This is a genomic window from Flavobacterium denitrificans DSM 15936, from assembly GCF_000425445.1.
GTDB classification, from domain to species: Bacteria; Bacteroidota; Bacteroidia; order Flavobacteriales; family Flavobacteriaceae; genus Flavobacterium; species Flavobacterium denitrificans.
Window position 1 is genome coordinate 350,986 of the sequence record NZ_AUDL01000004.1, and the last position, 20,842, is coordinate 371,827.

General features: G+C 33.1%; 12 protein-coding genes. 7 read left to right on the forward strand and 5 right to left on the reverse strand.

Annotation, left to right across the window (positions count from 1 at the left end; genetic code table 11):
* Positions 1 to 8: 8 nt before the first annotated feature.
* Positions 9 to 3,374 (reverse strand): transcription-repair coupling factor, encoded by a 3,366-nt coding sequence (gene mfd, locus H600_RS0101550; RefSeq protein WP_026727137.1) that lies wholly within the window; start codon positions 3,372 to 3,374, stop codon positions 9 to 11.
* A complete protein-coding gene (locus H600_RS0101555) occupies positions 3,371 to 3,970 on the reverse strand; it encodes a hypothetical protein (protein WP_026727138.1) in 600 nt (199 codons plus the stop codon). The genes mfd and H600_RS0101555 overlap by 4 nt, the downstream gene beginning before the upstream one ends.
* Before the next feature lie 567 nt (positions 3,971 to 4,537).
* On the opposite strand from H600_RS0101555, the gene H600_RS0101565 reads away from it, so the two are divergent.
* Together H600_RS0101565 and H600_RS0101570 are read left to right on the forward strand one after the other, a co-directional pair.
* A complete protein-coding gene (locus H600_RS0101565) occupies positions 4,538 to 5,476 on the forward strand; it encodes an L-threonine 3-dehydrogenase (RefSeq protein ID WP_026727139.1) in 939 nt (312 codons plus the stop codon).
* Between the two features lie 108 nt (positions 5,477 to 5,584).
* Positions 5,585 to 6,130 (forward strand): DUF5683 domain-containing protein, encoded by a 546-nt coding sequence (locus H600_RS0101570; protein WP_035108244.1) that lies wholly within the window; start codon positions 5,585 to 5,587, stop codon positions 6,128 to 6,130.
* Between the two features lie 61 nt (positions 6,131 to 6,191).
* Here the strand turns inward: H600_RS0101570 and H600_RS0101575 are convergent, their stop codons facing one another.
* Positions 6,192 to 8,072, reverse strand: a complete 1,881-nt coding sequence (locus H600_RS0101575) for a M1 family metallopeptidase (RefSeq protein ID WP_026727141.1) — start codon at positions 8,070 to 8,072, stop codon at positions 6,192 to 6,194.
* 62 nt (positions 8,073 to 8,134) lie between these two features.
* On the reverse strand, positions 8,135 to 9,769 hold the full coding sequence (locus H600_RS0101580) for a S8 family peptidase (RefSeq protein ID WP_026727142.1): 1,635 nt from the start codon (positions 9,767 to 9,769) through the stop codon (positions 8,135 to 8,137).
* A gap of 282 nt (positions 9,770 to 10,051) precedes the next feature.
* Here H600_RS0101580 and H600_RS23150 point away from each other — a divergent pair, with 282 nt between their 5' ends.
* From H600_RS23150 to H600_RS0101605, 5 genes are all read left to right on the forward strand, one after another.
* Positions 10,052 to 10,420 carry a leucine-rich repeat domain-containing protein gene (locus H600_RS23150; RefSeq protein WP_026727143.1) on the forward strand — a complete coding sequence of 123 codons (369 nt, stop codon included), beginning with the start codon at positions 10,052 to 10,054 and terminating at the stop codon, positions 10,418 to 10,420.
* On the forward strand, positions 10,390 to 10,464 hold the full coding sequence (locus H600_RS23275) for a hypothetical protein (RefSeq protein WP_425337359.1): 75 nt from the start codon (positions 10,390 to 10,392) through the stop codon (positions 10,462 to 10,464). Before H600_RS23150 ends, H600_RS23275 begins: the two co-directional genes overlap by 31 nt.
* A 175-nt stretch (positions 10,465 to 10,639) precedes the next feature.
* Positions 10,640 to 17,275: a T9SS type A sorting domain-containing protein gene (locus tag H600_RS22455; protein ID WP_051234344.1), complete on the forward strand. Its 6,636-nt coding sequence runs from the start codon at positions 10,640 to 10,642 to the stop codon at positions 17,273 to 17,275.
* A gap of 2 nt (positions 17,276 to 17,277) precedes the next feature.
* Positions 17,278 to 17,979, forward strand: coding sequence for a fibronectin type III domain-containing protein (locus tag H600_RS0101600; RefSeq protein ID WP_026727144.1), 702 nt, complete (start codon positions 17,278 to 17,280; stop codon positions 17,977 to 17,979).
* Between the two features lie 139 nt (positions 17,980 to 18,118).
* On the forward strand, positions 18,119 to 19,138 hold the full coding sequence (locus tag H600_RS0101605) for a DUF481 domain-containing protein (RefSeq protein WP_026727145.1): 1,020 nt from the start codon (positions 18,119 to 18,121) through the stop codon (positions 19,136 to 19,138).
* A gap of 60 nt (positions 19,139 to 19,198) precedes the next feature.
* On the opposite strand, the gene H600_RS0101610 is transcribed toward H600_RS0101605, so the two are convergent.
* Complete coding sequence (locus H600_RS0101610; protein ID WP_026727146.1) at positions 19,199 to 20,839, reverse strand: hypothetical protein; 1,641 nt, start codon at positions 20,837 to 20,839, stop codon at positions 19,199 to 19,201.
* Positions 20,840 to 20,842: the final 3 nt, after the last annotated feature.

The window sequence follows — 20,842 nt, forward strand, 5'->3', positions numbered from 1 at the left end:
AATTAAATCTACTCCTCAAACAACTCCATCAACTCCAACGCACGTTTTATAGACTTCACATTTTCAAAAGTCAATAACAAACGTAATCCATTAACGGTTTGTTTTTCTTTCATTTTGCAGATATTGCTGTGCTTCTGAACAAAATTCAGAACATTTCTAAACTTCACCGATTGATAATAATCTGATTGTTGATCGGATACGAAATATCCAATCATTTTGCCTTGTTTCAAGACTAATTTCTCGATTCCGACTTTCGTTGCAATCCATTTTATTCGGATGCTGTTCAATAAAGAAACCGCTTGTTTTGGCAACGGACCAAAACGGTCAATTAGTTTTTTCTCGAATTCCTGTAAACCAGTTTCGTCTTTTATCGCGCCCAATTCGTTGTATAAAACCAAACGCTCTGAAACGTTATTGATATATTCATCTGGGAATAATAATTCGAAATCGGCATCGATTTGAATGTCTTTTACGTATTCTTTTGTATCGATATCATTTTCTTCCGGATATAAATCTTTGAATTCGTTTTCCTTCAATTCTTCAATCGCTTCGTTCATGATTTTTTGGTACGTATCAAAACCAATTTCATTGATGAAACCGCTTTGTTCACCGCCTAATAAATCTCCAGCACCACGAATTTCAAGATCTTTCATTGCGATGTTGAAACCGCTTCCTAATTCGCTGAATTGTTCCAAAGCCTGAATACGTTTTCTAGCATCCTCGGTCATCGAAGAATACGGCGGACAGATAAAATAACAGAATGCTTTTTTGTTGCTTCGTCCTACTCGACCGCGCATTTGATGCAAATCTGATAATCCGAAATTATTGGCATTGTTGATGAAAATGGTGTTGGCATTTGGAACATCTAAACCACTTTCGATGATTGTAGTTGCTACCAAAACGTCAAAATCTCCGTTCATGAAACCTAACATCAATTCTTCGAGTTTGGCGCCATCCATTTGTCCGTGACCAATTCCGACTCTTGCATTTGGAACCAAACGCTGAATCATTCCTGCGACTTCTTTTATATTTTCGATTCGGTTATTGATGAAGAAAACTTGTCCGTTTCTTTGAATCTCATACGAAATCGCATCACGGATAATTTCTTCATTAAAACCAACAACATTCGTTTCAATAGGATATCTGTTTGGCGGAGGCGTCGTAATTACCGATAAATCACGCGCTGCCATTAATGAAAACTGAAGCGTTCTCGGAATTGGCGTTGCCGTTAATGTCAACGTATCGACATTGGCTGCAATGGTTTTTAATTTATCTTTTACGTTTACTCCAAACTTTTGTTCCTCATCAACAATCAATAAACCTAAGTCTTTAAAAACTACATTTTTGTTGACCAATTGATGTGTTCCAATAACAATATCAAGTTTTCCTTCTGCTAAATCTTTTAAAGTCTGCGTTTTTTGTTTTGCGGTTCTGAATCGGTTTAAATAACCAATAGAAACCGGCATATCTTTCAAACGTTCTGAAAAAGTTCTGTAATGTTGGTATGCCAAAATAGTTGTCGGAACTAAAACGGCAACTTGTTTGCTATTATCAACCGCTTTAAAAGCAGCACGAATCGCAACTTCTGTTTTTCCAAAACCAACGTCACCGCAAACCAAACGATCCATTGGGCGATCGCTTTCCATATCGGCTTTTACTTCTGCTGTCGACTTCATTTGGTCTGGTGTATCTTCGTAAATAAACGAACTTTCCAATTCGTTTTGCAAGTAACTATCAGGTGCAAATTGAAAACCTTTTTCCAAACGTCGTTTTGCATACAACTGAATTAAGTTAAAGGCAATATGTTTGACGCGCGCTTTGGTTTTTTGTTTTAAAACTTTCCAGGCGTTCGAACCTAATTTATAGATTTTAGGAGGCGTTCCGTCTTTTCCGTTGTATTTGGAAATTTTATGAAGCGAGTGAATGCTCACATACACAATATCATTATCGGCATAAACCAATTTAATGGCTTCTTGTGTTTTTCCTTCGACCTGAATTTTCTGCAAGCCGCCAAACTTTCCAATTCCGTGATCGATATGTGTTACATAATCGCCAACGGAAAGTGCGGTCAATTCTTTAAGCGTGATGTTTTGCTTTTTAGAATAACCGTTTTTGATGTTGAATTTATGATAACGCTCAAAAATCTGATGATCCGTATAAGCCGTTATTTGGTTTTCTTCATCAATAAAACCTTGGTACAAAGGCAATACAATGGTGTTATATTGTTTTCGGATATTTTCTGAATTGGCTTCGTCTAAACTTTCAAAAATATCATGAAAGCGTTTTGCCTGCGTTTCATTCGAACAGAACAAATAATTTATATATCCATTAAAATGATTCTCGCTCAGATTATTCAGCAATAAATCAAATTGTTTGTTGAAAGATGGTTGAGGCTGAATATGAAATTCGAATTTCTTAGTGGTTTTATAAACAGGTCTTGAAGCCAATTCTACAACTGAAAAATCCAAAGATCTTTTTATAAATGACGCCTGATTCAAAAACAATTGTTCTGGCGTAGCGTGTTTTATTTCTTTCGAAAGTTTCTCAAAAGCTTCTTCTGCCCTTGCAAATTGTTTGTCCAGCTGACTAAAAAGTCCTTCGGTATTTTGAATAAATAGAACTGTTTTCTCTGCAATATAATCTAAGAAACTTTCACGGTTTTCTTGAAAAAGTTTATTTTCAACATTCGGGATAATCGTAATCTTCTTGTGTGTTTCGACCGATAATTGTGTTTCAACATCAAAAGTTCTGATGCTGTCTACTTCGTTTCCGAAAAATTCAATTCTATACGGATGATCATTTGAAAAAGAAAAGACATCGACAATTCCCCCACGAACTGAAAATTCGCCGGGTTCTGTAATAAAATCTACTCTTTTAAATTCATATTCAAACAAAACTTCGTTGATAAAATCAATCGAAATTTTATCGTTTAAAGCTACTTTTAAAGTGTTTTTATCCAGTTCTCTTCTCGTAACTACTTTTTCAAAAAGCGCTTCTGGATAAGTAACAATTACGGCTGGTTTTTTTCGGGAATTGATTCGGTTTAAAACCTCAGCGCGAAGCAGAACATTGGCGTTATCCGTTTCATCAATTTGATACGGACGACGAAATGAAGCCGGATAAAACAAAACATCTTGCTCGCCTATCATTTGTTCTAGATCATTCAAATAATACGCCGCTTCCTCTTTATTGTCTAAAACAATCAAAAAAGGCAGTTCGGTTTTCTTGAAAACAGAACGAATTATAAATGAAACGGCAGAACCAAGCAATCCGCTTAGGTTCATTTTGATTTGATTTCCTTCTAGCAGACTAGTTGCAATCTGCTGAGCTTTTGGCAAATTGTCGTAGGTTGTATATAAAGCGTTTTTACTCAATTTACTGATAAATTTGGATCTACTTTAGCGCTCGGAATTGCTCTTGTTGTATCTAACATTCTAAGGAAATCTTCCTCTCCCTGCTCCTTTGGAATTTTGGCCTTCTCGACAATTTTGTCCATTTGTCTTTCCAGTGAAATGATCTCTTTGTTAATTTCGCCAATTAAAAAAGTTACTTTATCATCTGGAACTGTACTCAGATTAATAAATAAATCCATCATTTTAACTTTGGTAATCAAAATTGAAATTCGGCTTTTTATAGCCGGCTGATTTAATTCTGCCGGAATATTATTGTTCAAAGCCATAGCCTTTTTTGAAATCGCTTTTGACTTTTTTTGAAATGCACCGATTGTTCTTCGTGGTTTTTCTCCAAGTTCTTTTAAAAATTCGCGCCATTCATTCCATGTGCTGGCATTTTTTTCTGCAGCTTCATTAATTGGCTCGTCAATAAAGATCCATGCTTTATTGATATTATTGAAGATTTTCTCATTCTTTTTGGCTACTTTTTGTTGTTCTGCAAGGCGTTTTGCATTTTCATCCTGACAAGATTGCAGCACAAAGACCAAAAGTAAAAAGAGCGCTATTTTATATTTCATTTGATAAAACATTAAGCTGCAAAGTTACGAAGTAAATTTACAATTTCGAATTCTGATTTTTGCCAAAGATTCTCTAAATCATTGTCATTTTTTTGCCACAGATTTGAAGAAAACCGCTGAACTTTGATAAAGAATTGCTGACTTAACAATGCTTAGAGGAAATCGAAAGAATAATTTGAAAAAGGATTTTCTTTAAAATCTTTGCGACTTTGCGACTTTGCGACTTTGTGAGATTAAACATAAAGCTTTTTGTTTCAGCAACCAGAAATTTGCACGCAAAGGCGCAGAGGCGCTAAGGTTTTGCATTTATTTTTTAAGGTTAAGAAAGTTAGATCGAATTGACTGAATTAAAATGATTTTCTTTTTACGATTTAAACAAGAGAAATAAACTTTTCTGCCAATTTTTCAAAGGCACAAGGGCACACTCCTGCAGACACAAAGACACACCTCTGAAAAAGAGAATTATCCAACAAACAAACTTTTTCATTATTGAATTTATAATTTATGATTCTAAAAAACGTACGTAATTGCGAAAACGTTATATTTGTCTCTCTAAAACTCACACAGATGAATCCGAAAATATTGATCATTGGCGCCTGCGGTCAAATTGGAACCGAATTGACCCAAAAATTACGCAAGCTGTACGGAACAGAAAATGTTATTGCTTCTGATATCCGAAAATTAAATACTGATGTTGTTAATTCAGGACCTTTTGAAGTGGTCAATGCTTTAGATTTTAACCAAATTGAACATTTAGTAGAAGTACATCAAATTACGGATGTTTATTTGATGGCAGCGCTTTTATCAGCAACAGCTGAAAAAAATCCTGCTTTTGCATGGGATTTGAATATGAATTCTCTTTTTCACGTTTTAAATTTGGCGAAAGCAAAAAAAATCAAAAAGATTTTCTGGCCTTCAAGTATTGCTGTTTTTGGACCAACGACTCCAAAAGAAAATACACCGCAATATACCGTAATGGAACCTTCAACAGTTTACGGAATTAGTAAACAAGCTGGAGAAAGATGGTGCGAATACTACCATAATATTTATGGCGTTGATGTTCGCAGTATTCGTTATCCGGGTTTGATCAGCTGGTCGACTCCTCCGGGCGGCGGAACTACTGATTATGCCGTAGACATTTTCTATAAGGCTATCGCCGATAAAAAATACGAATGCTTTTTATCTTCTGAAACCAAAATGCCGATGATGTATATGGATGATGCAATCGATGCAACCATCAACATCATGAAAGCTCCGGCTGAAGAAATCAAAATTCATTCGTCATACAATTTGGCTGCAATGAGTTTTACTCCAACTGAGATTGCGGCCGAAATCAAAAAACATATTCCTGAATTTGAAATCACTTATAATCCAGATTTCCGCCAGAAAATTGCAGACAGCTGGCCAGCAAGTATTGACGACAGTTCTGCAAGAGAAGACTGGAACTGGAATCATAAGTTTGATTTGGAAACTATGACAAAAGATATGATTGAGCATTTGAGTTAAATATTTTGAGATATTTCCAATAAAAAAATTAAAGCATTTCTAGATTTTTAGAAATGCTTTTTTATTTAAAATAAAACTTATATTTGAAGGAAAAAACTTTCAAATTAAATGATTCAATACATCTTTATTCTCTTTTTCACCACTTCAATCTTATTTGCCCAAGCTCCATCAAATAGTAAATTAAAAGATTCTCTTGCTTCTCAAATTCTTGATCCATTGCGTCCAGCCAAAGCAACTTTTTATTCTGCAGTGCTACCCGGACTTGGTCAAATTTATAATAAAAAATATTGGAAAGTTCCATTAGTTTATGGAGCAATTGGCACAAGCATGTATTTTTATATTGACAATCAAAAGCAATACAATATTTACAGAGACGAATATAAAAATCGACTTGCTGGAAATAAAAGCGATTCAGAATATTTATCGAGATTAAGTGAATCCCAATTGATGTCAGCGCAAAAACAATTTAAACGAAATAGTGATTTATCTTTATTATGTGCTGTTGGTTTTTATGCTTTAAATATTATTGATGCCAATATTGATGCTTCTTTATCACAATTTAATGTAAACAATCGATTAGCATTTAAACCTCTCATAATTAAAGACACAACTTTAAGAAATGATGTGATAATTAGTTGTATTTATACATTTTAAAACAAAAAAAGTCCCGTTTATTAATTTAAACGGGACTTTCTTTTTATTCTTTTTTGAAAGATTACTTCACTTCAAAAACATTATTTGTTTGTTTCACGTCTGCCATTAATCCGCTTGGATCGATCGTGATTTTTTTGATTGCATTTTTGTTTTTATCAATTGAAAAACTGTAGTTTGATTGTGCCCAAGCCCAGTCCTCTAAAACTGTTCTTTTCTCATTTGGATTTGGATTAGGTTTAATGAAATTCATCATTCTCAATGGAATGTAGAATGTTTCAGAAGTTCCATCTGTATAATCCACTTTTAAGTCGATTGGCATTGGCATTCTTCCAATTCTCTCTAAAGTAACTGTTGTTTTTCCAGCATTATCAGCAACAGCTGCAATTCCGTAATCAATTGTGTTTGCTGTTTGTGCCCAATCTACTAAATACCAATCTAATTCAGCTCCAGAAACTCTTTCTGCTGATCTTTTGATGTCGTTTGGAGTTGGATGTTTGAATTTAAAATCGTTGTAATATCTTTTTAAAGTTTTGTCAACGTTTTCTTTTCCAATTACATATTCCAATTGCGAAAGGAAAATACTTCCTTTTACATAAGATGAAATACTGTACGGACGGTTTTCATCATAACGGTCACCGTGAGTTGTTTGTGGTTGTTCTTTTCCAGAATTTACTAAACTGTAATAAGCATTATAATTTCCTTTAAACGGATTTGCTTCTTTTTTGTCTCCTTTTAATTCGTTCAAAGCGCTGTCTTCAATATAAGTTGTAAAACCTTCGTCCATCCAAGGATGTTTTGATTCGTTTGAAGCCAAAATATGTTGGAACCAAGAGTGTCCTAATTCGTGTGTTGCAGTTCCTAGAATTCCTTCAAGTGTACCGCTTCCCAGCATCAAAGTACACATTGCATACTCCATTCCGCCGTCGCCACCTTGAATAAATGAATATTGTTTATAAGGATATGCACCAACTCTGTTGTTGTAATAGTCCATTACTTTTACCATTAAAGGCTCAAGTTGTTTCCAGTTTGCAGTTGTTTTTTCGTCATTTTTGTAGAAGAAATGCAAATCAACATCGTTTGGTCCTTTTACAATATCATGCGTGTAAGCTTTATCAGCTGCCCAAGTAAAATCATGAACATTTGGCGCGATGAAATGCCATGTCAAAGTTTTTGTTTTTTTAGGATAAGTTACTGTTACGCCAGTGTCTTCATAACCATGTCCGATTGAGTTTTTATCCTGCAAATATCCTGAACCTCCAATTGTATAATCTTTATCAATCGTGATTTTTACGTCAAAATCTCCCCAAACACCGTGAAATTCTCTCGCGATATATGGATCTGCGTGCCATCCTTCAAAATCAAATTCGGCTAATTTTGGATACCATTGTGACATTGAAAGTTCTACACCTTCTTTGTTATTTCGTCCAGAACGACGAATTTGAACCGGAACTTGACCATCAAAATCTAATGTAAAAGTAGTTTTTGCGCCTGGCAAGATTGGCTTTGCCAAAGTCACTTCTAAAATTGTAGATGAAAGTCTTGTTTGAGCAGCAACTCCATCTTGCTTGAAATTAGCAACTTTTAAGAAACCAATTTCATTTGGCTTTAAAGTTTCAATTCGGCTTTGTTTTACTTCTTTTCCTTCTGCATCTTTTACTTTATTAACCATTCTTGCATCTGGATCTTTTATAGAATGCAGGCGAGCATCCATTTCGCTTCCTGGCTGAAATGCATTTGGGAATAAGTGATAAAAAACTTTTCTTAAAGTATCAGGAGAATTATTAGTATAAACTAATTCTTGTTTTCCTTTGTATTGATAGGTTTTTACGTCCATCGATACTTCCATTTTATAATCAACGTGCTGCTGCCAATAAGGAGCGCTTTGTGCAAAAGCAGAGTTTAAACCCAAACTCAGAAAGGATAATAGTATTATTTTTCGCATGGTTATTTTAGTAAAAATGGAAGAGCTGCCACTCTTCCGTCGGATTAGTATTTTTTATTTTATTATTTTTTAGACATTTTTTCAGCCATGAGCAATGCATTGTAAGCATTTACCATTTTAGCCGTTTTTGAAGATTCTGCTGAAGAAACTGCTTTTGGTTTTTCATCTAGATTTGGATTTTTACCCAAAACTACTTTTGAAGGAAGCGCAACTCCTGAATCCATTAAAATTTGCTTCACCTGAGTAGCCTTCAATTTTGGATAATACGAACGAATCAACGCTGCTACACCTGCTGCGTTTGGAGATGCCATAGAAGTTCCTTGCAAATATTTGTATTTGTTGTTTGGAACCGTCGCGTAGATTTCTTCGCCCGGAGCAAAAACGTCTACATTTATTTTTCCGAAATTAGAAAATCCTGCTACTACATTTTCGCCGTATTCTTTGTTGATTGCACCAATCGTGATTACATTATTGGTGAACTCTTTTACGTTGTCTTTAGAATCATTTGGGTAATTGATGTTTTTAGTTTCATCAATATTATAACCGTCATTACCTGCTGCATGTACAATTAGAACATCTTTTTTGGCTGCATAACTTAACGCATCGTAAACCCAGTCTTTATGCGGTGAATAGCTTTTTCCAAAACTTCCGTTGATTACTTTTGCTCCATTGTCAACTGCATATCGAATTGCCAATGCAATATCTTTATCATATTCATCTCCATCAGGCACTGCTCTTACCGTCAAGATTTCAACATTATTAGCAACACCGTCTCCTCCTAAATTATTGCCACGAACTTGCGCAATAATTCCGGCAACGTGAGTTCCGTGCAATGCTTTTTCTTTGTCAGGACCGTACACGACATTGTTTCCGTAACGAGTGTTTTTGATATCATCTGGATTATCGCCTACGATTTTTCTTCCGTCGTATTCCTTATTCAAATTATAGTTTAGCTCATCATAAACTTGCGCTCTGTATTCCTCAAAGTCAGCCTCAGGATCAAAAGTAGGGCCTGCATTTGTAAAAATTTGAGTCATAACCATTTTAGATCTCGCTACTTTTGGATCTGTAGAAGTTAAAGTGTTTAAGTCCTCAATTTTATACGTTTTTTTGTTAAGTTCTTTTTGAATGGTTTTATGAACTTCCAATAAAAAATCAACTTGTTGCTTATTTTGTAAAGCTTCTTCGTATTTCTCGTTATATTGAGCTAAAGCGGCTTTATATTGAGCTGAACCATCATCGGCTTTTTTGACAATACGTGTCATTTCAAGATTTTCATGCACGGCATCGCCAAGGAAATTCCATCCATGAATATCATCAATGAATCCGTTTTTATCATCGTCGATTCCATTGCCCGGAATTTCTTTTGGATTTGTCCAAATCATTCCTTTCAAATCTTCGTGCTCGATATCAATACCAGAATCTACAATTCCTACGATTACTTTTACACCTTTTTTCCCTTGCAGTAATTCTGCATAAGCTCTGTCAACACTCATTCCCGGAATAGAGTCTTTTACTAAATCAAGATGACTCCATCTTTTCAATTCATTTTCAGTAACTGGCGCTTTTTTAACAACAGCTAAAGGTGCCTTGATGAATTCTTTAGAAGCAGCAGATTGTGCTTGTATAGTCGTACCGCAGCCTGCCAAAACTAGTAGGGCAAAAGCAGATAATTTAATCGGTTTAATGCTATTCATGTAATCTTAATTTAATGTCAAAGTTAAAAGATGGGCCTAAATTATGATTTTTTGTTACAAAAAGCTAACGATTAACACTGTGTTATGATTATTTAAATTTACTTTAAGGAAACAGAAAGTTAATAAAAGGCGCTTTGTATCAAATACTTAAAAAAAATCTTATAAATAATTATAGCTGTTTTATTTTTTGAAATTTCTGAAATCGTGCCGTTATGGTTTTCCGTAAGTAATCTCCGAAGAAATTACATATAATTGCGCGACCTTATCTATAAACTTATTTTTATGAAGAGAAAACTACTTTTGTTGCTTTTATTAGCAAACTTTTCTATTTATGCTCAGTATACAGCGATCCCTGATATTAATTTTGAGAAAAAATTAATCGCACTTGGAATCGATTCAGGCGCTACTGATGGACAAGTACTGACATCCAAAATCTATAATTTAACCTATCTAAGTATTGAAAATAGTTCAATTACTGATTTGACAGGTATTGAAGCTTTTGTTTCTTTAGAAAGTTTATATTGTACTAAGAATAGCTTAACCTCTATTAATCTTTCTCAAAACACAAAACTGATTAACTTAAATGTTCAGATAATAATAACCAAATTGATTTATCTGGATTGCCAAGAGGAATTTATTATCTGTACTTGATTAATCAAGATGCATCTTCAGCAAAGAAAATTGTTGTAGAATAACAAATAGCGTCCTGAGTAAAAGCTCCATTTTCAGTTAGTTGAGAATGGAGCTTTTTATTTAACATCCGTTTTACATTAATCTTTTTAACTAAAAATAACGTCTGTTACGGTTTTCCGTAAGGAATTTCGTTTTAAATCAACTATAATTGCGACGACAAAATTTTAAATTCCTTCTATGAAAACAAAACTACTTTTGTTGCTGTTTTTAGCAAATTTTTCTATTTATGCTCAAATTAACCTGGTTCCTAACGCTGATTTTTATGCAGTAAACGGGTTGATCCAAAATTGGACTGTAGCGAATAATGTTAATTCCTATTATGACTATACCTCTTCTCAATATAGCGCAAAATTGTCTTATACGACTACATCTCCTAAAATTAGTGCGCTTGTTCCTATGAAAGCAGGGGTTACTTATACTGTAAAGTACAAGTACAAATATGTTAGTAATAATTATAGCGGAGATCATCCTATTGCTTTGAATATTTCTCAAAACGGAAGTGCAAGCACTTTGTCTAGCAGTACTTTTGCGACCAATAATTTATGGACCGAGAAAGCAACTACTTTTACAGCAGATTCTGACCTGTCGTACAATTTATCCATTTCTACTTTTAGTTTTGATAGCGCCGCTTACGATGTTTTGATTGATGATGTTCAGGTTTATGTTCAAGGAACAGAACAATTTACGCGTATTCCAGATATCGAATTTGAAAAAAAATTAATTGCTTTGGGTCTTGATTCAGGAACGACTGATGGCCAAGTACCAACAATCAACATCAATACTATAAAAACGCTCGATGTATCCAGTTCGAACATTACTAATTTAACAGGAATTGCCGATTTTAAAAATCTTACTGCTCTAAATTGTAAAGGGAACAAACTAACTGATCTAGATATAAGCAATAATACAGCTTTGACTTTGTTGGATTGCTCGAACAATTCTATAAAAACTTTAGACTTAGTTAAAAATACGAATTTGACATTTCTTGATTGTAAAAGTAATGCGTTAGCAAATCTTAATGTATCTGCAAACACAGCTCTTCAATATCTGCAAATTGGGAATAGTGGTAATCTAACTAATACCATTTCATCATTGGATCTTTCTCAAAATACCAATTTGTTAGAACTTAATGTTCAAAATCTTAGCTTAACAAGTCTTGATTTAACAAAAAATACTGCTCTTAAATTTTTAGAATGTAGTGGAAATACTTTAACCGCTTTAGACTTATCATCAAATACCGCTTTAGAAACCGTATTTGCTAATACTAATAAGCTAACAGCTTTAGACGTAAGTAAAAATAAATTTCTAAAAAAATTAAGCTGCTTTTCTAATGAAATAGCAGTATTAGATCTTAGCAGCAATAATGCTTTAATTTTTCTAAACTGTGATTCTAATAAATTAAACAGATTAAATTTAAAGAATGGAAACAATACTAATTTTGTAGCAACATCAACCCTTGTATATCGTTCTTTTTCTGGAGATGTATCAGTACCTTGTTATTCATCATTTCTAAAAAATCCAGATTTATTTTGTATACAGGTAGACGATGTTACGTATTCAAAAACAAATTGGTCTTCGCTTAAAGGTAATATTGCTTTCTTTTCTATAATAGATTGTGGATTATACACAAAAATTCCAGATACAAAATTCGAACTGAAGTTAATAACGCTTCAAATTGACAAAGATGGTCTAAATGGTGTTGTTTTAACATCCAACATTAACACCCTTACTTCATTAGATGTTTCAAGTGGTTCTATCACTGATTTAACAGGAATTCAGGACTTTACTTCTTTGACCAATTTAAATGCATCTAATAACACGCTGAAATCACTAGACGTTTCTAAAAATGCTGCCTTAAATACTTTAAATGTAGCAACAAACCCTTCCTTAACTTGTATTCAGGTTGCTAATGTCGCTGCAACTTCAAACTGGACCGTTACTAAGGATGCAATAGCAAGTTTTAATCTTGACTGTACAGTTTATACGCTTATTCCGGATCCGAAATTTGAAGAAAAACTGATTGCGTTGAAGATCGACACAGATGGATTAAATGGAAAAGTAAAAACAGAAAGCATTTCAGGAATTACCTATTTGGATATTTCTTCAAGTTCAATTTCTGATATTACAGGAATTAAAGATTTTACCTCTTTAACAGAATTAAGAGCATACAGTAATAATTTAAAGACAGTTGATGTTACTAAAAACCCAAAATTAACCACTTTGAGAGTTGGAGGAAATCAATTAACAACTCTTGATGTTTCTCAAAATACTGCTCTAACTTATTTAGCTTTTGACAATAATCAATTAACCACAATTGACCTTTCAAAAAATACAGCGATAAACTATTTAGACGCTGGAAATAATTTATTGCCAACTATTGATCTTTCATTCAACACAAAAATAAGTACATTGTTTTTACATTCGAATGTGTTGGTGTCTTTAGATCTTACGAAAAACACTTCATTAGTTCAATTATGGTGTTTTGAAAATCAAATCCGAACACTGGATCTTTCTCAAAACACAAAATTAGTTGAAGCATTGGGTAATAATAACAGATTAATAAATCTGAATCTTAAAAATGGAAAAAACATTCAGTTTGGTGGTCAAAATGGTGGCTTAAGATTTAGCGACAACCCTGAGTTAAAATGTATTCTGGTTGATGATGTTAATTTTTCCAATGCAAATTGGGCAACCAAAAAAGATGCAGGAGCCATTTTTTCTGCTACAGCTTGCCCTGTTGTAGAACCTTTTACCCTAATTCCTGATGCTAACTTTGAAGATAAATTAATCGCGCTTCAAATTGATAAAGATGGAAAAAATGGAAAAGTTGCTACCGAAAGTATTGCCTATCTGACTAATTTAAATATTTCAAACAGCACTATAAGTGACTTAACAGGAATTGAAGATTTCGTTTCACTAACTTCATTAGAATGCAACAACAATCAGCTGAAAACAATTAATCTGTCAAAAAATCGTGCTTTGACAAAATTAAATGTAAGCAAAAATCAACTTACTATTTTAGATGTTTCTAACAACACATTATTAAATAATTTAAACTGTAGTTCTAACGCAATTCTTGCTTTAGATCTTACTAAAATAACTGCTTTAACGAACTTAAGTGCTAGTTTCAACAAAATCCAATATTTGGATGTTTCTGCAAACAAAAGTCTGAAAGAATTGGATTGCGCTGGAAACGATTTGTATAATCTAAATGTAAAGAATGGCAACAATGTAAATATGCAAAATATAATTTTTGGAAATTTCACACAAAATCCAAATTTACTTTGTATCGAAGTTGACGATGCTGCTTTTTCTAACGATAAATGGATCGCAAAAGATGCTACGGCAACTTATTCGTCTACGGCTTGTGACAAAAACTATCAATATACTCTAATCCCTGATCCTAATTTTGAAAATGTATTAATCGCATTAGGAATTGACATCGATGGTCAAAATGGTAAAGTAAGAACAGAAAGTATTTCGAAAGTAAAACAAATAAATACTTATAATTCAAAATACATCATTAGCGACTTAACTGGTATTCAGGATTTTACCGATCTTGAAACCTTAACCTGCTCTGGAGGAAAATTGACCGCACTGGATGTGACAAAAAACCTGAAATTAAAAAATTTAAACTGTGGAACTAATAATTTAACATCTTTAGATGTTTCACTTAACACCGCTTTAACTACTTTATCTGCACCAGGAAATAAACTAACATCGTTAAATGTTGATGCAAACCCAAAACTTTCAGCATTGTATGTTCATAACAACCAATTATCTACTATAAATCTGTCTCAAAACCCGCTTCTAAAAGATTTGACTATATATAGAAACCAACTAACGAATATTGATTTATCTGAAAACTTTGTATTAGAATCTTTAGATGTTTCATACAACTCACTTACTAGCCTTAATTTGTCTAGTAATACAGCATTAACTGGCTTACAAGCTTCTGCTAATCAGATAAAAAACATAAATCTTTCTACAAATCTTGCCTTAACCACTGTAAATGTATTTTACAACTTATTAACCAATATCGATGTGCAGAAAAATACGGCTTTGACTTATTTGAACATAGAGAAGAATCAAATAACAACTCTTGATGTTTCAAGCAATACGGCTTTAAAACAGTTATATACTCCACAAAACAAATTAAGCGTTTTAGAACTATCTAAAAATACAGAATTGACTGTGGTGTACTGTCATAATAATTTCATTAGAACACTTGATCTTTCTAAAAACACAAAACTAAGCGATATTGTAGTTTATAATAATAAATTAGTAAACCTGAATATAAAAAATGGTAAGAATACTTTATTGACAGATATTAATGCTACGGTTAACCCTGATTTAACTTGCATTCAGGTTGATGATGTAGATTATTCTAATAAAAACTGGAGCACTAAAAAAGATGCCACAGCTACTTTTTCGTTAGAAGCTTGTCCGATTGTTGTTCCTTACACTTTAATTCCTGACTCAAAATTTGAGGATAAATTAATCGATCTTCAAATTGATAAGGATGGCAAAAACGGAAAGGTTGCCACAATGAGCATTGCAACTTTGACAACTTTAGATGTATCAAAAAGTAATATTGCCGATTTAACCGGAATTCAGGATTTTAATTTGTTAACTACTTTAAACGCAAGCAACAATTTGCTAACGACAGTAAACATTGCAAAAAACACTTATTTGACAAACTTAAATGTTAGCAATAATAAACTGAACGCTTTAGATATTTCAAAAAATCTGTCTGTAAGCAATTTAAATTGCAGCAATAATGAGATTTTAATTTTAGATGTTTCAAAAAATACAAACCTTACAAATCTTAGTTCAAGCTTCAATAAATTGAAAGCTTTAGATGTTTCAAAAAATACGATTCTTAAAGAATTTGATTGTGCTGGTAACGATTTGTACAGCCTGAATTTGAAAAACGGAAATAATGCAAATATGCAAAATATGATTTTTGGAAACTTGACAAAAAATCCAAATTTACTTTGCATTCAGGTAGATGATGCCGATTTCTCAAAAGACAAATGGATTGCCAAAGATGCAACAGCAACGTATTCGACAACTGTATGCGAAACAAATTATCAATACACCTTGATTCCTGATCCAAATTTTGAAAAATTATTAATTGCCAGAAACATCGATAAAGATGGTGAAAACGGAAAAGTAAAAACAGAAAGCATTTCAAACATAACTTATCTGAATCTAAATGACACTACCTTGAAGGTAGCTGATTTAACAGGTATTCAAGATTTCACTGCATTAGAAACTTTATTCTGTTATTCTGCTGCGTTAACCACTTTGGATGTTTCTAAAAACGTAAATTTAATAACCCTTGATTGTTCAAATAATAAATTAACTTCATTAGATCTTTCAAAAAACAGCAAATTAAAGTCATTGAATTTTTCTAATAATGCTTTAACAACAATTGATCTTTCAGCTAATAGCAATATCACAAGTTTGTCTGTTTATAATAATCAGCTGTCAACATTAGATCTTTCAAAAAACACAGCTTTGCTGACAATGTCAGCTAATAATAATAAATTAACTGTTTTAGATTTAACTAAAAATGTCAATTTAACTAGTGTGACAGTTTCAAATAATCTTTTAACGTCTTTAGATGTTTCACAAAATACAAAGTTAGCTGCCTTAACAATTACCGAAAATCAACTGACAAGTATAGATCTTTCTAAAAATACTTTATTATCATCATTGTTTGCAAATACAAACAAATTAGAAAGCTTAGACGTTAGCAACAATACGTTACTTGGTACAGTAGAATTGCGATCTAACAAAATTGCAACGATTGATCTTTCTAAAAATACAGCTTTGAAATTTTTATTATTCTCAGATAATAAGTTGACGACACTAGATTTATCTCAAAATCCAGCAATAACAAACTTAAATCTGAACGGCAATCAGTTAACAAGTCTGAATTTAAAAAATGGAAAAAATACATTAATAAATTCTACTTACTTTGATGTCCGTGGTAACTCGAAATTATACTGTATTCTTGTTGATGATGTTGTATATTCTAATAGCAATTGGTTTGGAAAAGATGCAATTGCGAAGTACAATACAGAATGTACGGGCGAACTTACTTTGCCTACAAACAATTTTGCGATTGAAACCAAAGGGGAATCTTGCCTTGGTCAAAATAATGGTGAAATAAGCATTACTGCAAAACAAACATTTGCATATGTGGCAACTATAAACGGAAAAGCAACTGCGTTTACTAATAATGCCTTAAAAGTTGCTGCACTAACTCCAGGAAATTATACAATTACAGTTACAATTCCTGGCGAAATTTTCGAGCAAAGTTTTAATGTAACAATTCAAAAAGGAGCAACTATTACTGGAAAATCTAGTGTAAGTGCTAAAAAAGTGGATGTTGAAATTACAGAAGGAACTGCACCTTTCACCGTATTTATTGATGGTCAAGCACAATTTGAAACAAATGATTCTAATTTCTCTTTAGATCTAGAAAAAGGCGCTTTATTAGAAGTCATGACATCAAAAGCCTGCGAGGGAGTTTATTCTAAAAAAATCGCAACATTGGATCTTTTCGGAACATTAGCAGCATATCCAAATCCTACATCTGGAAGTTTTGAAATTGAAATCCCAACACAAGATAAAGAAGTAACAATCGAATTGTACAACTTCGGAGGTCAATTGGTTTCGGCTAAAAACTACAGTATTGAAAATGGAAAGGTACAGTTGAGTCTTGAAAATCAACCTTCAGGAATTTATGCGGCAAAAATCTATTTTGAAACTCCTGAATTCATTAAAATCATAAAAAAATAAAGATGAAGAATTTTATATATCTATCAATAATCAGCATAGTTTTTATTTCTTGCGGTGGTGGCTCTGATGATCCAGATCCCACTCCTCCGCCAACAGCAAACACAGCTCCAACCGTTCCAACATTAGTTGGTCCGGTTGATAATAAATTATGTTTAGACAATACTGTTTCTTTTCAATGGAACAAAGCTACAGATACAGAAAATGATGCCATTACCTATCAAATTCAGGTGGCAAAAGACAATTCGTTTGCTCAAATCGAGAAAACTTTTGATGGCGCAGATAACGCAGCATCTTTTGTATTGAGCAAAAACACTGCTTATTACTGGAGAATAAAAGCGACTGACGCTAAAGGATTGGCGAGTGCCTTCTCTGCTACTTTCAAATTTTATACTGCTGGAGATGCTGTTGTAAATCATTTGCCTTTTGCTCCAGAATTAGTACAGCCAATTATTAATGCAGCTTTAAGCACCACAACGGCAACGCTAAAATGGACTGCCTCTGACGTTGATACAGCAGACGCGCTGACTTATGATGTTTACTTTGGAACGGCAAATCCACCGACTGCTAAGGTAAGCGAAAACAAAGCAACCAATACGCTTGATGTTACCATAGAACCAGCAAAACAGTATTTCTGGAGAGTTGTTGTAAAAGACAATAAAGGAGGAGAAACTGTTGGCCAAGTTTGGAAATTCAAAACAAATTAAACCAAAATACAATAACCAACCTTAAAAATCCCATTTTCATTTATTTGAAAATGGGATTTTTTTATAATTCTGCCTCTTGTTACATTTTTATTTCTAACTTTAAGCTTACAAGCTGAAATCCAAAGAAATAAGACTTTTTATGAAGAAAATCATATTTTTATTTTTTCTTTTATTTTTCTTTAAAGCCAGTGCGCAAACCTCAGATACATTAGTATTGAAAAACAATGATATTCTTGTTGGTGAAATCAAAATAATGAACAAGGGCGTCATTCAAATTGAAACCGATTACAGCAAAGATGATTTTAAACTGGAGTGGAAACATGTAAAAAATATTGGCTCATCAAGAATCCATATTATAAGCCTGATCAATGGCGTTTTAATGAATGGGAAAATTTCTAGAATCAAAGCGCCTAATAAATGCGAAATTACAAATGTCGAAACGCAGACTAAATCTATAATCGACCTCTCTGACATTGTTTACATAAAACCTGTTGACGACAGTTTTTGGGACCGCCTCGATGCTAGCTTTGATGTGGGAATAAAATTGACCAAAGCACAAAACCTGCAACAATTAACAGCAAACGTAAACTTAGGCTACACGGCTAAAAGATGGTACGGCACGGCAATGTACAAACATCTGCAATCGATTCAAGATGACAGCGAGCCTATTCGCAGGATTGATTCTGAATTGAGCTACGTTCATTTGCTCCCAAAAGATTATTTCATACCATTATCAGTAAGTACTTTGTCAAATACAGAACAAGATATTGATTTGCGAGTCATTTCAAAAGCAGGTTATGGAAAATATCTAATGCATAGCAATAAAAGATATTGGGGAGTTGCATCTGGCTTGTCTTTTAACCACGAAAAATTCAAAGATACCAGCGAGCCTAACAAAAGTTTAGAGCTTTTTATTGGAACGGATTTCAATCTGTATGACATTGGCGATTTCAGCATTCAGACAAAAGCAACTGTTTTTCCGAGTATTACAGAAAGCAAAAGGGTTCGTACAGATTTTTCATTGGATACAAAATACGATTTGCCTTTAGACTTTTTTATTAAACTTTCCTTTGTTTACAATTACGACAACAAACCGACAGCCGGAGCATCAAAAGATGATTATGTTTTCCAAACAACGTTTGGATGGAAATTGGATTAATAAAAAAAAGAGCCGTCAAAAATGACAGCTCTTTCTTCAAATTGTAATTTAAAAAGTAAATTATGAATTACCGCATAATGCAGTATAATCGTCAAACATTTTGATATAAGTTTCTTTATTTTCAAAATCGTAAGCTCCTTTCTCGATGTTCTCGATCATTTTAGGACAATCAGAGAAATACTCTTTCAAGGCTTTTCTTCTTCCTAAGAAAATTGGAGGAGAGAAAAATTCGTCTTCAACTGATTTTTTCAAAGTATAAGCATCTTGTGGGAAGAATTCGTGGTACAAAGAAACTTTTCCGCCTTTTTTAACTTCTTCAAACATTGAATATCTTTTTGAACTTGTTGGTGGCGTGTCTCCAAAAGAAATTGCAGAAACTCCTCTACCTGTTTTACCTATGATGTAAATTCTTCCTTCTTCATCTTTAATATTAACGATTTTTTTCAAATTCGTTCTTTCTGGTTTTTTCTGTCCTTCAACATAAATGTAAACACTGCTTTTTTCAGAACCAATTCCATCCATCATCGATCTTAATCCAGATACAGTTTGCTCTGTTCTTAAATCTACCAACTCCGGATAATCGCTGATAACTCTAACTTTACCTTTCCAAACTTTAGAATCTGTATCTAAAACTTCTCCTGGAAATTCAGCATATCTAAATGCTGTTGCTGCTTTTTTGTATGAAGGCAAAACTGGCTCTTGAGGAATTGCCTCAATAGTAAATGCTTTTTCAGTAAGTTTTTTGTACTTATCAACATCTTCAATTAAGGTTGTCATGTAAGGAAAATCATTTCTTAAACCTAAAAAACTTTTTTCATTTTCTTTTACTCCAGGCAAATATTTAGCAGCTTCTTCTACATTTCCTAAAAGAATGTATGTTGCTGCTAAATTATAGTTGGCAGCAAATCTGATTTTTTTAGCCAAATCTTCATCGTCTTTATCTTGAAAATTAACCAGTTCTTTCCAATATGTTTGAGCTTCTCCAAATAAACCTCCCCAGTTTTCTCTATCTACATCAACTAAAGTTGGCATAACCGCAAGTGACTGATTAAATTCATCTAAATTGAATGTCGATTTTGATTTTTTCTTCTTTTCAAGCTCAGCATATTTCAATTTTGTAATCTTAGGTCCATACAAATAGAATCCTTCAAATTCTTCAAGCATGCTGTAGAAATTGTCAGTCAATATTTTATAAGTCAAATTATCGTACGTTTCAGATGGATTTATAACATACATACAAACTTTAGGAGTTGTATATCTTTTATAAATTACTTTACCATTCTTGTCGGTAATTTCAAGATTAGATTCTAAACCAATGTAATATGCAGGCGCTTTTTGATAGGTATTTTGCACATAATCTTCATCATTTACAAGTTCAAAACGAGTTAAATTATATTTTACTTTAAAGTCACCTTCTTTTTGTTTTTTCAAACCAGAAATTGAAAAAGCCTCATAATATTTTTCTGCTGAATAAGGAATTTTTCTGTTATTCATACTGCTTTCCAAACCAGGTGCAAGATCTAAAATCATCTCGTATGATTTGTATTTTCCGTATTCAAGATTTGTTGGAGGTACAGGTCCGCGTAAATTCAATTGATTCTGTAGTACTGTTTTACCAAACCAACCTGAGGTTTGACCAATGGCAACCTGATTGATTCCTGTAAGCATTAACAATAAAACAACTTGTGTGATTTTCTTCATGGT

Bases quoted from the DNA above. Each gene is read 5' to 3' on its own strand.
- H600_RS0101565 (WP_026727139.1), top strand. From the start codon at position 4,538: ATGAATCCGAAAATATTGATCATTGGCGCCTGCGGTCAAATTGGAACC.
- H600_RS22455 (WP_051234344.1), top strand. From the start codon at position 10,640: ATGAAAACAAAACTACTTTTGTTGCTGTTTTTAGCAAATTTTTCTATT.
- H600_RS0101555 (WP_026727138.1), bottom strand. From the start codon at position 3,970: ATGAAATATAAAATAGCGCTCTTTTTACTTTTGGTCTTTGTGCTGCAA.
- H600_RS0101605 (WP_026727145.1), top strand. From the start codon at position 18,119: ATGAAGAAAATCATATTTTTATTTTTTCTTTTATTTTTCTTTAAAGCC.
- H600_RS0101610 (WP_026727146.1), bottom strand. From the start codon at position 20,839: ATGAAGAAAATCACACAAGTTGTTTTATTGTTAATGCTTACAGGAATC.
- H600_RS0101575 (WP_026727141.1), bottom strand. From the start codon at position 8,072: ATGCGAAAAATAATACTATTATCCTTTCTGAGTTTGGGTTTAAACTCT.
- H600_RS23150 (WP_026727143.1), top strand. From the start codon at position 10,052: ATGAAGAGAAAACTACTTTTGTTGCTTTTATTAGCAAACTTTTCTATT.
- H600_RS0101580 (WP_026727142.1), bottom strand. From the start codon at position 9,769: ATGAATAGCATTAAACCGATTAAATTATCTGCTTTTGCCCTACTAGTT.
- H600_RS0101570 (WP_035108244.1), top strand. From the start codon at position 5,585: ATGATTCAATACATCTTTATTCTCTTTTTCACCACTTCAATCTTATTT.
- H600_RS0101600 (WP_026727144.1), top strand. From the start codon at position 17,278: ATGAAGAATTTTATATATCTATCAATAATCAGCATAGTTTTTATTTCT.